This is a genomic window from Pseudomonas sp. 478 (assembly GCF_003254125.1).
GTDB lineage: Bacteria > Pseudomonadota > Gammaproteobacteria > Pseudomonadales > Pseudomonadaceae > Aquipseudomonas.
Map to the genome: position 1 here is coordinate 127,138 of NZ_QKZG01000006.1, position 14,006 is coordinate 141,143.

Below are 14,006 nucleotides of genomic sequence, written 5' to 3' on the forward strand. Positions count from 1 at the left end.
CGCTCCCACAGGGATCTTTGGTGTGAATGCAATTTATGCCACGCAGCAGAACCCTGTGGGAGCGAGCCTGCTCGCGATGGCGTCAGAACTAACGCAGAAAATTTCAGGAAACACTTCCATGACCGACTACACCGAATACTTTGACGAAGTGATCCAGGCCCACGTCGCCATCGAGCAATGGTTGGCCGAGGAACAGGACGAGCCGGCGCTTGAACAGTTGCTGACGCGTTTTTCGCCGCAGTTTTCCATGGTCTCGCCGTTGGGCCGGGTGCTGGATTTCGACGCGTTGAGCGAATTGTTTTTGATGGCGGGCGGAAAGAAGCTCGGATTCAGAATTGAGCTCAGCGAGTTGCGTGGCATTGCTCTGTACGATGGTGGAGCAACGGTGAGTTATCGCGAGCAGCAGACCGATGCGACAGGGCTGCACTCTGATCGGCGTTCGACCGTGGTGTTTGAGAAGCGGGCCGATGGCAAACTCATTTGGCGGCATTTGCATGAGACGTTTTGCAAGGGCTGAACCTTTGTCTTATGTCTGATAGACCGAGTCGCTTCATTCGCGAGCAAGCCCGCTCCCACAGGAGCTGTGTCGTTCACAAAAACCTGCATTCGACTCGGTCAATGTGGGAGCGGGCTTGCTCGCGAAGGCCGCGACTCGGTCTAACGGTTTACTTAACTACCACCGTGCACGTAATCCCCGCCGCCAACAACACACCCTCCGGCACTTCATCAATGTGAATCCGCACCGGCACCCGTTGCGCCAGACGCACCCAGTTAAAGGTCGGGTTCACATCGGCAATCAGCTCGCGACTTTCCGGGTTATCACGGTCGTAGATACCGCGAGAAATGCTTTCCACATGCCCCTTCAACACTTCCCCGCTCATGAGTTGCATGTCGGCTTTATCGCCGACCCGCACGTGGGGCAATTTGGTTTCTTCAAAGAAGCCGTAGACCCAGAACGAGTTCATGTCGACCACGGCCATTTTCGCTTCGCCAATACGCGCGTAATCGCCGCGATGCACATTGAGGTTGGTCACATAACCGTCCACCGCTGCGCGGACCTCGGTGCGTTTCAGGTTCAGCTCGGCGGCTTCGAGCTGTGCCTGAGCATGCTGGTAATCGGCCAGGGCCGAGTCGGCGATGTTGCTGGCGTCGTCGCGGTTTTCCCTGGAGATCACCAGGTTGTCCATGTCGGCGCGGCGGTGGGCGTTGACCTTGCGCATCTCCCATGTGGCCTTGCGTGAGGCCACCAGCGACTGTGCCTGTTTGACCGCAATGCGGTAGTGCTCGGGGTCGATCCGCATCAGCAAATCACCCTTTTTCACCTGTTGATTGTCGCGCACCGGCACGTCCACCACTTCCCCGGTGACGTCAGCGGCGACGTTGATGATGTCGGCGCGCACCCGGCCGTCGCGGGTCCAAGGCGTGTCCATGTAATGCACCCACAGGGTCCGGCCGATCCACATCGCAAGGGCCAGCACCAATAGCGTGGCGAGCAGGCTGAAAAGCTTTTTCATCAGGGCCTCAACGGTAAACAGTCAGCGCCAGGGCGCCGAACAGACAGGTAAACAGACTCAGGCGCAGCAGCGCCGGGTGCCAGAAGAAGCGGTACAGATCGAATCCGGACAGGAACCGGTCAAGTGCCCAGGCCAGCGCCGCAGCGATGAAAAACATCAGGGTCATGGTCGGCATGTACACGCCGTGGAAGGCGATTTCACGAGGCATGTTCGAGTCCTTTGGCATAAGCGGCGAGCGGTGATTGCGGGTCCAGTAATGAGGTGCGGATGAAGTGCAAATAGCTCTTCACCCGACGCAGGGCCGAGGTGTCGAAGTGCGGCGCGAAAGGTTCGTCGGTGGCTTGCACGCGGCTGATCGCGTGATCGACGGCGATCAGGCCGCGCTCCAGATTGCTTTGGCTCGGTTGCAGAAACAGCCGCACCAGCGAGCGCCCCATCACCCGGATCGCCTGACGCCACGGCTGCGATTCGGCATAGGCCGGATGCACCGGCAGGATCGCCTGTTCCTTGCGCAACTCGATGATCGCGTGGCCGACTTCCAGCACCACGAACATCCAGCGCAGCAAGTCCCGTTGCACCTGCGGCTGCCCTGCCGCGAGACCGTAGGCCTGATGCAGCAAGTCCCGCGTACGGCTTTCGAAACTCGACGCCAAACCCTTGAGTTTGCCGCTGATGGCGTACACCACTTGCCCGCGCAAATCCTGCTCCAGCCGACGCCACAACCAGCGGCTGTTGGGCGGCAGAATGATCGCCCCGGCCGCCGCGCACACCAGCATGCCGAGCACCATGGCGATGTAGTCGTTGATAAAGGCGTAAGGGTTGTAAACGGTGAGGTTGTCCGGCACCGAACCAGTGCTGAAGAAGATCAGCAAACCGAGACCGACACCGGCGTATTGCGGCCTTGATGTGAGGAACGAACCGAGCACGATCACCGGCGCGAGCATCACGCAGAGCAACGGAAAGCCGTCGATCCAGGGGAAGATGAAAAACATCTCGACGAAGCCAATCAGCGCTCCGAGGAGCGTCCCGCAAGCCATCTGAAAGGCCATGCGTTTTGGATTCGGTGTCGCCGCGGAGAGGCCCACGGTCGCGGCGGCGATCAGGGTCATCGTTGCCCCGCTCGGCCACGCGGTGGCGACCCAATAGCTGCCCAGAACCACCAGAATGAACGCCGCGCGAATCCCCGAGGCGGCCGACGCCATCCAGTTGGTTTGCGGGGTGAACGGCTCATCCCATTGCTCGCGCGCATGGCTGTGATCGGCCAGAGACGCGTGGGTCTGTGCATAACTGTGCAAATCGTCGACGAAGCGATAAAGCAGCTCGTACGCGGTATGAAAATCCAGCTGCTCGGCGTCGCTCGGATTGCTCTCCTGAAAAACCGCTCGCAAGCTGCGAACCCGCGCCGGCAGACCTTCTTTATAGGCGGTCAGCGCGATGACCAGACGGCCCGCATCGGCGTTGGTCAGGGCACGGCCGCTGAAGCCGTCGAGCAGTTCGGCCAGGTCCTGCAAACCCGGTTTGATCGCCGCGACCACCTGATCGGTGCCGCTGCTGCGCAAGCGTTCGAGCAACTGGTGCAAGGCGTTGAAACGGGTGGTGATGCCCATGAATTCGCTATTCAAGCGGCTGAGCCGACCGCTGCGCCGACGCATGTGCGGGTCTTCAAACACAGTGACGCTGCGCAGTCCTTCCAATCCGACAGCCTCGGCGATGAAGCGCACGTTGCTTGCCTCGAAAGCCTCCCGTTTGCTGCGACCGCGCAAGCCATCGGTGACGAATAGCGCGAACACGCCGAAGCGCTGATACAAGGCGTTGCGCATCGCGGCACTGGCGGATTGCGGCAGGATTGCGGCGCTGACCAGCGTGGAGCAAATAATCCCCAGCGAGATTTCCAGCACCCGCCACACGGCGGCCATGAACGCGCCATCCGGGTGCGCCAGTGCGGGCAAACCAACCATCGCGGCGGTGTACCCGGCGAGCACGAAACCATAGGCGCGGAAGTTGCGATAGCGCGCCGCGCCCGCCGAACAGATGCCGACCCAGATCGCCAGCGATCCGAGGAACAACTCGGTGTTCTGCGCAAACAAGGCAATCAACGCGACCATCACCGCCGAGCCGGCCAATGTCCCAAGGAAGCGATAGAAACTCTTGGCCAACACGTGACCACTTTGCGGCTGCATGACGATGAACACGGTGATCATCGCCGTGCGCGGCTGCGGCAACTCCAGGCGCATGGCCAGCCACAACGTCAGAAACGCGGCGAACAGCACCTTGAAAATGTAGACCCAGGTCACGCCATCGCTGCGCGCCCAGTCGAAGAAACCCCGGCGCCATTCAAGGGAATACAGCCAGCGCAAAGGTGCGGGCAAGGGAGTCATGAAATCCTGCTCATTGATCGGAAGTTGTGCGGCGAGAACTCGGCCCCTGTGGGAGCGGCGGTGCGGCGATTCGACTTGCTCGCGAAAGCGGCGTGTCAGGCGACATCATCATTGACTGACACGGCCTCTTCGCGAGCAAGCCCGCTCCCACAGGGTCCGTGTTCAATTCGAGAGACTCTTAAGCAGGGCCGGAGTTTTCGGCGCCGCGGTCTGGCTGTCTTTCGGCGCATCGTTACCCGCGCCTAGACCACCGCCCAATGCCGTCACCAATTCCGCATGAGCACTCAGTCGCGCCGCCTGCACCTGCTGCTGGACCTGCTGCTGTTTGAACAACAGCGTCTGGGCGTTGAGCACGTTGAGGTAGTCAGTAAGGCCGCGCTGGTAGGCGATCATCGCGATGTCGTAAGTCTTCTGGGCCGTAGCCACCGACTCGGCGGCGAAGGTTTGCTGCTTGTCCATGGATTCGCGGCGGATCAACTGGTCGGAGATGTTTTTCAGCGCGTTGACCAGCGTCTGGTTGTACTTGGCCACGGCGATGTCATAACCCGCCGAGGCTTCGCCAAGCTCCGAGCGCAACCGGCCGCCGTCGAAGATCGGCAACGATATCGCCGGGCCGACGCTGTAGTTGAGCTTCTTGCCGGTCAAAAACTCCAGCGCTCCTCCGCCGGTGGCCATGTAGCCGAGGCTGCCGACCAGGTCGACGTTGGGGTAGAAACCAGCGTGCGCGACATCGATACCCCGTGCCTGGGCCGCCACTTGCCAGCGACTGGCGACCACGTCCGGGCGTTGCCCGAGCAACTGCGCGGGCAACGACGACGGCAGCTTCAGCGCGGCGCCTAACGACAACGTTGGTCGCTGCAATTGCGCGCCCTCCCCCGGCCCTTTGCCCGCAAGGGCCGCGAGCTGGTTGCGGCTGAGGGCGATTTCTTCGTCCAGTGCATCGATCTGACGGTGAGTTTCCGGCAGCGGCGTTTCAGCCTGACTGACTTCGAAATGGGTGCCGATGCCACCGTTCAGACGCTTCTGCGCGAGGTCGAGAATTTGCTGCTGCTGTTTCAAGGTCGCCTCGACGATGTCCCGTTGCGCGTAATGCAACGACAGCTCGATGTAGGCGCGCACGATGTTGTTCTGCAATTCGAGCTGGGCCAGACGTGCTTCGGCGGCGCTCATGTGAGCCATGTCGACGGCGCGCTCCGTGGTGTTGCTTTCGCGCCCCCAAAGGTCGAGGGCGTAGCTGAAGCCCAATGCGGCGTTGTTGTCCCACGTCGTCGTGTTGGCCAACTCGCCCGGCCCGTAGAACTGATCGGTGGGCCAGTTATGGCGTTTGAGGGTGGATTGGCCATTGATCTGCAGCGACTCGGCGGACTCGGCGATCCCGGCCATGGATTTGGCCTGACGCACTCGCGCCGCCGCCATGGCCATGGTCGGGCTGCCTTGCAGGGCGAGGTCGATCCAGCGGTTCAATTGCGGGTCGCCATAGGCCTGCCACCATTGCGCGGTGGGCCAGTGAGCGTCCTGTGCAGCGTTCTGGATGGCTTCGTCGGTGGCCAATGAATCGGCCTCCAGCGCCTTGCCCTGCGGGGCAATACCTCCGGTACCGATGCAGCCGCTGATTGCCAGGGTTAAAGCCAAAACACTGAGCGTCTGAAGCGCTCTGTTGATGCGACGCGGCACTGCTGCGATTTCCTGAGGTGGGGAGTTGTTCCTGAGGAGGGCAATTCTAGGGGGCGGCTTTGTTGGCGATAAGCTGGGAATCCTGTGAATCTTTGTTACCGTTAACGCGATAATCCGTTAGTCGGGGTCTCAGACCCTGAAACTTCGTGTCACAATTTGCCATCGCCTCCGAGAGCACCCCATGGACACTTTGCAAAACATGCGCGCCTTCAGTTACGTGGCCGAGGCCGGCAGCTTCACCGCCGCCGCCGTGCAACTCGACACCACGACGGCTAACGTTTCGCGCGCGGTCTCCAACCTGGAAGCCCACCTGCAAACCCGCCTGCTCAACCGCACCACCCGACGCATCGCCCTGACCGAGGCCGGCAAGCGCTATCTATTGCGCTGCGAGCAGATCCTGGCCTACGTCGAAGAAGCCGAAGCCGAAGCCAGCGACGCCCACGCCCGCCCAGCCGGGCAGCTCAAGGTGCACACCATGACCGGCATCGGTCAGCATTTCGTGATCGACGCCATCGCCCGCTATCGCAAAACCCACCCCGACGTCACCTTCGACCTGACCATGGCCAACCGCGTGCCGGACTTGCTGGACGAGGGCTACGACGTGTCCATCGTGCTCGCCAGCGAACTGCCGGACTCAGGCTTCGTCTCCCAGCGTTTGGGCATCACCTACAGCATCGTTTGCGCCTCGCCGGCCTATGTGAAAGCCAACGGCTGCGCGCAGAAGCCCAGCGACCTGCTGAACCACGCGTGCCTGCGTCTGGTAAGCCCGGTGATTCCGCTGGAGAAATGGACCTTCGACGGCCCCGAAGGCCAGGAAATGGTGACGATTAATAGCTCACCGTTTCTGGTGAACTCCGCCGATGCGATGAAGACGGCGATCACCAGCGGCATGGGGGTTGGGGTTTTGCCGGTGTATGCAGCGATTGAAGGGTTGCGCAACGGCACGCTGGTGCGGGTGATGCCGAACTACCGGTCGCAGGAATTGAATCTGTATGCGATCTACCCGTCGCGGCAGTATCTGGACGCGAAGATTAAAACGTGGGTCGAGTATTTGCGCGGGTCCTTGCCAGAGATATTGGCGGCGCATCAGGCGGAATTGGTGGCTTATGAGTTGAGTGGGAGCATGGGTGGGGTTCGGGTGGCGAATTGATTTCACCGGTCCTGCAGACGCGCTGATTTTAGGGAAGGATTCCGACGGGTTCTGTCGGTTGTTGGGTCAGACGGGAAATGGGTAGGCTTTGTGGGTCAGTTTTGGACGGTGTACATTCGGGGGCTTATACAATTTTTCGGGAAGAATTTTTCCGGGAATCTTGGCAGCGAGTGGCGTTGAAGAGGTGCTCGAGTGGCGAGCTGACACACAGCTCCTGTTTTAGGCTCCAGACTCCTTATTAATATCGCAAATCGATATAACTAATGCACCGAACCTGTTATTTATGACAGTAGAAACTTTCGCCCGCTGTGCCGAGACTCTACGACGCAGAAACAATTTATCGTCGTTCAAAGGGATACCGAAATGACTACTTACTACATTGGTTCGAAAGAGTCCAAAGCCGTTTCTGGCGAGCTCATAGCTGATATTCAAAAATTTGGAAAATTTGAAGGTGTCATCACCAGATTCATCACCAACGGAGAAGCTGTGCTTCTTAATGCAAAACACGTTCTGAGCGAAACGAGCTATAACCAAATCACCTTTAGATTTCCTGAAAATATTGAAAACAAACGGTATGAGTTCTATGAGAATGGTCCACTACAGCCACCGTCATTCGCGGAATTTTTATGCTCAGGTAATTGGGTGCGACCTCACTATTCAAGAGTTGATGCAGGTCATATCACATTCAATTTTGATTTAGTCGAAGGGACGTTGGATGCCGAGTTCAATTTCACATTCTACGAAAACACTTCCCAGGTCGAACGCCAGGTTGTTGGCAAGATCAAGGATGTGAAGGGACTGGAGCATGTGAAACACAGCTTGGGTAAAGAATGGCCTGACGAATAGTCAAAAAAATACCACTCATAAAAATACTTGCTATCGGTAAGGGTTCCCAGCCCACACACAGCTGCCACTTGTTCGCGTGGGAAACGAGAGTGGCAGCCCCACAGGCTCACGCCCATAGTTTTGAAAGGGGGACACACGGTAATTCGGGTACTCGCACAACGGCCGGGAAGAATGTTAGCGTGCTTGGCATTCACCTGCGCCCGAGAGCCCTCCTCCCATGAAAAAGACCGTCCTCGCCTTCAGCCGCATCACTCCCGAAATGGTCGAACGCCTGCAGCAAGACTTCGACGTTATCGTGCCAAACCCGAAAAACGGCGACATCAACGCCCAATTCAACGAAGCCCTGCCCCACGCCCACGGCCTGATCGGCGTCGGTCGCAAACTCGGTCGTGCACAGTTGGAAAACGCCGCCAAACTGGAAGTCGTCTCCAGCGTCTCGGTCGGCTACGACAACTACGATGTCGCCTACTTCAATGAACGCGGGATCATGCTCACCAACACCCCCGACGTCCTCACCGAAAGCACCGCCGACCTGGCCTTCGCCCTGCTGATGAGCAGCGCCCGCCGCGTCGCCGAACTGGACGCCTGGACCAAGGCAGGCCAATGGCAAGCCACCGTGGGTGCGCCGTTGTTCGGCTGCGACGTACACGGCAAGACCCTGGGCATCGTCGGCATGGGCAACATCGGTGCGGCCATCGCCCGTCGCGGGCGGTTGGGCTTCAACATGCCGATCCTCTACAGCGGCAACAGCCGCAAGACCGAACTGGAGCAAGAACTCGGCGCGCAGATGCGCAGCCTTGATCAACTGCTGGCCGAAGCTGATTTCGTCTGTCTGGTGGTGCCGCTCAGCGAAAAAACCAGACACCTGATCAGCCACCGTGAATTGGCATTGATGAAACCCAGTGCGATTCTGGTGAACATTGCCCGCGGCCCGGTGGTGGACGAACCCGCCTTGATCGAAGCCCTGCAAAACAACCGGATTCGTGGCGCCGGGCTGGACGTTTACGAGAAAGAGCCGCTTGCCGAGTCCCCCCTGTTTCAACTGAAAAACGCGGTGACATTGCCGCACATCGGCTCGGCCACTCATGAAACCCGCGAAGCCATGGCCAACCGTGCCTTGGCCAACTTGCGCAGCGCTTTGCTGGGTGAGCGACCACAAGACCTGGTGAACCCGCAAGTCTGGAAAGGCTAACTAAAAAGGGCAGATGCATTAAATGTCTGCCCGGTCCATACACAACTTGCAATTCAGTCTACCGACGAAAACAAGATAGGCCCTATAGACTCTCCATTCCTTACCAACCCTACGGTTTATTAGCTATGGAGAGCGCTTACCTTGAACAACATTACAACCGACAAGATCATCCGATACAGCAAAGTAATACTGATGATTTATATAAGTTTCTTTGGCCTGCTCGTGATGTACAGCAACTTCACTGACTACGCATCCAACTATGAATATGTCGGTCACGTCCTTAGCATGGACACCACCCGAGAGAACCTGAACCTGAGCTACAGGGCAATTACCTCGCCCATACTCCACCACCGAATCTACTGGATCATTATCACCCTTGAAGTCACTTACACTGCTTTCTGTTTGTTAGGCGCCTATCATCTTTACCGAAACATAAACGGCTCTCCCGAAAACTTTCATGAAGCGAAAAAGTTTGCGATTGTTGGATTATTGATCGCCATGTTTGTTTATTACATCTGCCTGCAAGTGGTCGGTGTCGAATGGTTCAACATGGATGAATCACAAACCTGGAACGCGAAAGACTGGGCTCGGCATATCGTCGATTTCATATTGCCTTTGCTGATATTTATAGCCATCAGAACTGAGCGCTAAATGGCCTTAGCGCTCAACCATCATGCCTCTCAGGCCAGCTTGCCGTTCCCCTGTACCATCGGCGCCCTGGGCTTACGAAACACCAGCACATTGCCCAGCATTACCAGTACCAAACCCACCAAGGCGGGCGCGGTCCATTGATAGCCTTCGGCAAACGCCGACACGTTCAGCGCCACGACGGGGAACAGTACGGTGCAATAGGCTGCGCGTTCCGGCCCCATCCGCCCGACCAACGTCAGGTAGGCCGTGAAACCGATTACCGAACCCGGAATCACCAGGTACAGCAGCGAGCCGATGTAGCGCGCATTCCATTCCATGTCGAACGGAATGCCTTTGACCAGACACCACACCGACAGCATGGCCGCGCCATAGGCCATGCCCCAGGCATTGGTGGTCAGCGGTTTGAGCCCGGCTTTCTGTTGCAGGCTCGACAGCATGTTGCCCGCCGAGAAGCACAGTGTCCCGAGCAATGCCAGGCCCAACCCGAGCAAGGTTTGCGGGCTCGCGGTGTGGCCTGCCACCTCAGGCCAGAACAACAGGCCAAGCCCAAGCAGCCCCAGCGCACCGCCCATCAGCACATTGCGCGCGACTTTCTGGCCGAAGAACACGCGTGCATTGAGTGCGTTCCACAACGTGGCGGTGGAAAACACCACCGCGACCAGACCGCTGGGTATCCACTGGCTGGCCGTCAGAAAACACATGAAATTGATGCAGAACAGGCACAACCCCTGCGCCAGACAGATCAGATGCCCGCGACGGTTCATCACTTGCAGGCGGCGACTCAGCAGCAGCATCACGAACAGCACCAACGCGGCGAGGCCGAAGCGATAGACGATCGACACCGGAATCGCCACCACGCCCAATTGCCATTTCAAGGCAATCCAGGTGGTGCCCCAGATCAGCACGGTCAGCAGATACAACGAAAGGTTCATGGCAAAGACTCCTGAATAGGTCTTCAGTGTCCTGCGCCAGGGCCTTTCGCACTTGCATAAACTTGCGCTTTTGTCGGGCTACAGGCTGGCAGCCGAACGGCTACGGAGTAGGATGCAAGGCGTCAAAGAGAAGCCATCATGCCTGCACTGGAAACCCTGCAAGTCTTTCAAGCCCTCAACCGCTCGCCCAATGCTCGCCTCGAGCACAGCGCCGAGCTCGGTGACGGCATGGCTGCAGCCTTGTGGAGCAACCATCACGACGCCCAGGATTACGAAGCGCCAAGTCATCACACCCTGTCCTGCTACATCGCTGGCGGCACCGGCACTTTTCGCCGCGACCAACCCGGCACCAAGGGCGGCCCGGACAAGCTGTGCATCCTGCCGGCAGAGCATCAATCGGGTTGGGTGATCAACGGCGACATACGTCTGGCTCACGTGTATTTCAGCCCCGAACAATTCGCCCTCGGCTGCGTTACGTTGCTGGACCGCGAACCTCGCGAGCTGCAGCTGCGCGAAGCCACCTTTCTCGACGACCCGGTGCAAGCCCGGCGCTTTCGGCAAATGCTCACACTCAACTGGGACGAGCCCGGCGAACGCGTACTCACCAGCAGCCTGGCCCATGAAATGCTCAGCCACGTTTTGCTCGGCCAGGTCGGGATGCGTGAAGGCTTGCGGCTCAAAGGCGGATTGGCAGCGCATCAGCGGCGGCAGTTGGTGGAGTTCATCGACAACCAATTGGCCGAGGCGATTAGCCTGGGGCAGTTGGCGGCGTTGTGTGCGTTATCCGAATACCACTTTGCGCGGATGTTTCGCGAGAGTTTTGGCTTGCCGCCGCATCAGTATGTGCTGTCGCGGCGACTGAGCCGGGCGCGGGAGTTGTTGCGTACGACGTCGCAGCCGTTGGGGGATATTGCATTGGCGTGTGGGTTTGCCAGTGCGAGTCATTTCACCAATCGGTTTCGTCAGGCATTGGGGGGAACGCCCGGCGAGTATCGGCAGGCGTTTTTGCGGTAGCCCTGAGATTTTCGGTGTCTGGGATGCCGCCTTCGCGAGCAAGCCCGCTCCCACATTTGATTGCATTCCCATGAGAGAACTCGGTCGAATGTGGGAGCGGGCTTGCTCGCGAAGAACGATGACGCGGTCTGCGATCAGAACTCCAGCGTGCTTGAGAGCGACACCTGCCGCGAATCCCCCATCGACACAAAGAACCGGCTCGCCGCCGAGGTGTAGTAGGTGCGGTCAAACAGGTTCTTCACATTGAGCTGGAACTTGACCTTCTGCCCCTCGACTTTGGTGTCGTAGGTAGCGAACGCATCGGCCACGGTGTAGCTCGGCAGGTCGAAATCGTTCACCGCGTTACCCGCTCGCTCACCGACATACCGCGCCCCTGCGCCGACCCGTAGCTGATCGCCACCGACGATAGTGCCAAAGTCATAAACCGCCGACAGCGAACCACTATTCTTGGCGACGTTTTGCAATTTCTTGCCTTTGTAGATCGGGTCCTCCGTCACTTCAGCGTCGGTGTAGGCATAGCTGCCGATCATGCTCCAGCGATCACTCAACTGACCGCTCAAGTCCACTTCCAGCCCACGGGAACGCACTTCACCGGCGGCGCTGTAGATCGTCACCGGACCTTCGGAGTTGGCCACCAGCACATTGCGCTTCTTGATGTCGAACAGCGCGACGTTACCGGTAACGCGGCCCGGCACGTCGAGCTTGGCGCCGATTTCCCAGGACTTGGCTTCTTCCGGCGCGATGCTGCCGTCCAGCACGGTGCTGCTGCCGCTCAACGGTGCGATGGTCGAGTTGGGTTTGAACGATTCGGTGTAGCTGCCGTAGAACGACAGTTCATCGGTGTAGCGATACACCAGACCGGCGCGAGGCACCCATTTCTGGCCGTTGCTGTCGGTGTTGGCCTTGAACGGCACGCCTTTGCCGGCGTACTGGTCGTATTCCTGGAAGCGCCCGCCGGCCACCAGAATCCATTGATCGGTCAGGTGAATCGAGTCCTGCAAAAACACCGAATCGCTGCGCAGTTCATCGGTCTGCGCGCTGTCGGCCGGGCTGACCGTGGTGCCGGCGACTTCGCGGCCGTAAACCGGGTTGACGTAACTGAAGGTGCTCAAGCTTTTCTGACGGATCAGGTCTTCGCGGTAGATCTTGCGGTATTCATCATCGACGCCGAACACCAGGTCATGTTTCATCCCTGCGAGCTGGACATTGCCTTCCAGGCTGGCGGTGGTGAAGCGGTCGGTGCTGATCGCGTTTTGAGTGCCGTCCATGCTGCGGGTCAACGTGCCCTTATTGGTGTCGATGGCGGTGATGCGCACCTGGCTGGCGTCGTAGGTTTCGCGGTTCCAGCTGTAGCCGAAGTGGGCTTTCCAGTTGTCGTTGAGCTCGTGATCGGCCTCGAAGTGATACAGGTCCGAGCGGCCTTCCATGTTGTTGAAGGGTTCGTCGAGGCGACGCTCGCGGGAGATGTCCAGCGGATGGTTGTCACGCGGGTCGATGATTGTGCCGCGGTCGAACGGGGTCAGAAACTCGCGGTGTTCGTAGGAGAACAGCAGCTGGGTGCTTTCGCCGAACCAGGCCAGGGACGGTGCTACCAATGTCTCGCGGTGAGTACCGAAGTTGCGCCAGTAATCTTCGTCTTCGTGGTCCAGGACCATGCGATAGGCCAACCCGGAATCACCCAACGCGCCGGTGCTGTCGAGGCCGCCGCCGCTGCCGTTTTTGCCGTCGCCATAGGTCGAGCCACGCAGGGTCAACGCGTTGTACTGCTCAAGCTCGGGTTTCTTGCTGACCATGTTGACCACGCCGCCCGGGTCTTGAATGCCATAAAGAAGCGAGGCCGGGCCCTTGAGCACTTCGACCCGGTCCACGGTCGCATTCATGCCACGGCCCTGCACGATCGGCATGCCGTCGCGCATGATCGAGCCGTTGCGGTTGTCGCCGAAACCGCGAGTCATCACCGAATCCTGAGTACTCGCCAGTGTGTTGCCTTGAGTAATACCGCTGACGTTGGCCAGCGCGTCGTCCAGATTGCGCGGCGCCTGATCGCGAATGACCTGCGCCGGAACCACGTTGACAGTCTGGGGGATTTCCTGGATCAAGGCCGAAGAGCGCATCACCGAACTGGTGGGCGGTGGCTGATAGCTCATGGACTGATCGGCCACCGAGGTGATGGTGGTCGCGCCCAGGTTCAAGGCGCCATCGGTAGGCAACGGCTCCAGCAGCAAGGTGTGACTATCAGTGCGACGGAAGGTGAACCCCGAACCGCTGAGCAAACGCTGCATCGCCTGCTCGGCACTCATCTGCCCGCTGAGCGCTGGAGCGTTGATGCCGTACGGCGCTTCATCGGTGTAGACCACGCTGATGCCAGTGATCCGGCTGAAATCGCTCAAGGCCTGGGGCAGCGGTTTGGCAGCCATTGCGAAGCTGAACGGCGCACTCTGCCGGGCACTCCCGGCCTCAGCCGCCACCGCCACACTCAACGGCAGCAATGCCAGCGCCGAAAAGCTCAAGGCACACGTACCCAACCACTGTTTGACCGAACCCGATTTTGCCCTGGACTTCATTGCTCATGACCTGTGTAGAACCCACGGAATGCGAATGACTCGCAGTTTCAGTCACTACACGGATGGCGTCTGGGTTTACCTCATCAGAATT

12 protein-coding genes are annotated in these 14,006 nt (G+C 59.1%); 6 read left to right on the plus strand and 6 right to left on the minus strand.

The window, feature by feature from the left end:
• Nucleotides 1–118: 118 nt before the first annotated feature.
• The gene (locus tag DFS28_RS14315; protein WP_111450340.1) at nucleotides 119–517 is read left to right on the plus strand and encodes a DUF4440 domain-containing protein; all 399 of its coding nucleotides are present in this window, start codon (nucleotides 119–121) and stop codon (nucleotides 515–517) included.
• Between the two features lie 148 nt (nucleotides 518–665).
• On the opposite strand, the gene DFS28_RS14320 is transcribed toward DFS28_RS14315, so the two are convergent.
• The 4 genes from DFS28_RS14320 to DFS28_RS14335 all read right to left on the minus strand — a co-directional run bounded on the left by DFS28_RS14320 (nucleotide 666) and on the right by DFS28_RS14335 (nucleotide 5,566).
• Nucleotides 666–1,514, minus strand: a complete 849-nt coding sequence (locus DFS28_RS14320; protein WP_111450341.1) for an HlyD family secretion protein — start codon at nucleotides 1,512–1,514, stop codon at nucleotides 666–668.
• A 7-nt stretch (nucleotides 1,515–1,521) separates the two neighbouring features.
• Nucleotides 1,522–1,722, minus strand: coding sequence for a DUF1656 domain-containing protein (locus DFS28_RS14325; protein ID WP_007896379.1), 201 nt, complete (start codon nucleotides 1,720–1,722; stop codon nucleotides 1,522–1,524).
• Nucleotides 1,712–3,892 (minus strand): FUSC family protein, encoded by a 2,181-nt coding sequence (locus DFS28_RS14330; protein ID WP_111450342.1) that lies wholly within the window; start codon nucleotides 3,890–3,892, stop codon nucleotides 1,712–1,714. Before DFS28_RS14330 ends, DFS28_RS14325 begins: the two co-directional genes overlap by 11 nt.
• A 162-nt stretch (nucleotides 3,893–4,054) precedes the next feature.
• Nucleotides 4,055–5,566: an efflux transporter outer membrane subunit gene (locus DFS28_RS14335; protein WP_111450343.1), complete on the minus strand. Its 1,512-nt coding sequence runs from the start codon at nucleotides 5,564–5,566 to the stop codon at nucleotides 4,055–4,057.
• 181 nt (nucleotides 5,567–5,747) lie between these two features.
• Between DFS28_RS14335 and DFS28_RS14340 the strand changes: the two genes are divergently transcribed.
• The 4 genes from DFS28_RS14340 to DFS28_RS14355 all read left to right on the plus strand — a co-directional run bounded on the left by DFS28_RS14340 (nucleotide 5,748) and on the right by DFS28_RS14355 (nucleotide 9,405).
• A complete protein-coding gene (locus tag DFS28_RS14340) occupies nucleotides 5,748–6,716 on the plus strand; it encodes a LysR family transcriptional regulator (protein ID WP_008150590.1) in 969 nt (322 codons plus the stop codon).
• A gap of 363 nt (nucleotides 6,717–7,079) precedes the next feature.
• Nucleotides 7,080–7,562: a hypothetical protein gene (locus tag DFS28_RS14345; protein ID WP_111450344.1), complete on the plus strand. Its 483-nt coding sequence runs from the start codon at nucleotides 7,080–7,082 to the stop codon at nucleotides 7,560–7,562.
• Between the two features lie 217 nt (nucleotides 7,563–7,779).
• Entirely contained in the window at nucleotides 7,780–8,754 is a 975-nt protein-coding gene (locus tag DFS28_RS14350) for a D-glycerate dehydrogenase (RefSeq protein WP_111450345.1), read from the plus strand.
• 141 nt (nucleotides 8,755–8,895) lie between these two features.
• Nucleotides 8,896–9,405 (plus strand): DUF2165 family protein, encoded by a 510-nt coding sequence (locus DFS28_RS14355; RefSeq protein ID WP_111450346.1) that lies wholly within the window; start codon nucleotides 8,896–8,898, stop codon nucleotides 9,403–9,405.
• Nucleotides 9,406–9,434: 29 nt separating this feature from the next.
• On the opposite strand, the gene DFS28_RS14360 is transcribed toward DFS28_RS14355, so the two are convergent.
• Nucleotides 9,435–10,337 (minus strand): DMT family transporter, encoded by a 903-nt coding sequence (locus DFS28_RS14360; protein WP_111450347.1) that lies wholly within the window; start codon nucleotides 10,335–10,337, stop codon nucleotides 9,435–9,437.
• Nucleotides 10,338–10,475: 138 nt separating this feature from the next.
• On the opposite strand from DFS28_RS14360, the gene DFS28_RS14365 reads away from it, so the two are divergent.
• Nucleotides 10,476–11,351 carry a helix-turn-helix domain-containing protein gene (locus tag DFS28_RS14365; RefSeq protein WP_111450348.1) on the plus strand — a complete coding sequence of 292 codons (876 nt, stop codon included), beginning with the start codon at nucleotides 10,476–10,478 and terminating at the stop codon, nucleotides 11,349–11,351.
• 134 nt (nucleotides 11,352–11,485) lie between these two features.
• Here the strand turns inward: DFS28_RS14365 and DFS28_RS14375 are convergent, their stop codons facing one another.
• Complete coding sequence (locus DFS28_RS14375; RefSeq protein ID WP_111450350.1) at nucleotides 11,486–13,915, minus strand: TonB-dependent receptor; 2,430 nt, start codon at nucleotides 13,913–13,915, stop codon at nucleotides 11,486–11,488.
• Nucleotides 13,916–14,006 lie beyond the last annotated feature (91 nt).

Bases quoted from the DNA above. Each gene is read 5' to 3' on its own strand.
- DFS28_RS14330 (WP_111450342.1), bottom strand. From the start codon at position 3,892: ATGACTCCCTTGCCCGCACCTTTGCGCTGGCTGTATTCCCTTGAATGG.
- DFS28_RS14360 (WP_111450347.1), bottom strand. From the start codon at position 10,337: ATGAACCTTTCGTTGTATCTGCTGACCGTGCTGATCTGGGGCACCACC.
- DFS28_RS14325 (WP_007896379.1), bottom strand. From the start codon at position 1,722: ATGCCTCGTGAAATCGCCTTCCACGGCGTGTACATGCCGACCATGACC.
- DFS28_RS14345 (WP_111450344.1), top strand. From the start codon at position 7,080: ATGACTACTTACTACATTGGTTCGAAAGAGTCCAAAGCCGTTTCTGGC.
- DFS28_RS14365 (WP_111450348.1), top strand. From the start codon at position 10,476: ATGCCTGCACTGGAAACCCTGCAAGTCTTTCAAGCCCTCAACCGCTCG.
- DFS28_RS14375 (WP_111450350.1), bottom strand. From the start codon at position 13,915: ATGAAGTCCAGGGCAAAATCGGGTTCGGTCAAACAGTGGTTGGGTACG.
- DFS28_RS14340 (WP_008150590.1), top strand. From the start codon at position 5,748: ATGGACACTTTGCAAAACATGCGCGCCTTCAGTTACGTGGCCGAGGCC.
- DFS28_RS14350 (WP_111450345.1), top strand. From the start codon at position 7,780: ATGAAAAAGACCGTCCTCGCCTTCAGCCGCATCACTCCCGAAATGGTC.
- DFS28_RS14320 (WP_111450341.1), bottom strand. From the start codon at position 1,514: ATGAAAAAGCTTTTCAGCCTGCTCGCCACGCTATTGGTGCTGGCCCTT.
- DFS28_RS14315 (WP_111450340.1), top strand. From the start codon at position 119: ATGACCGACTACACCGAATACTTTGACGAAGTGATCCAGGCCCACGTC.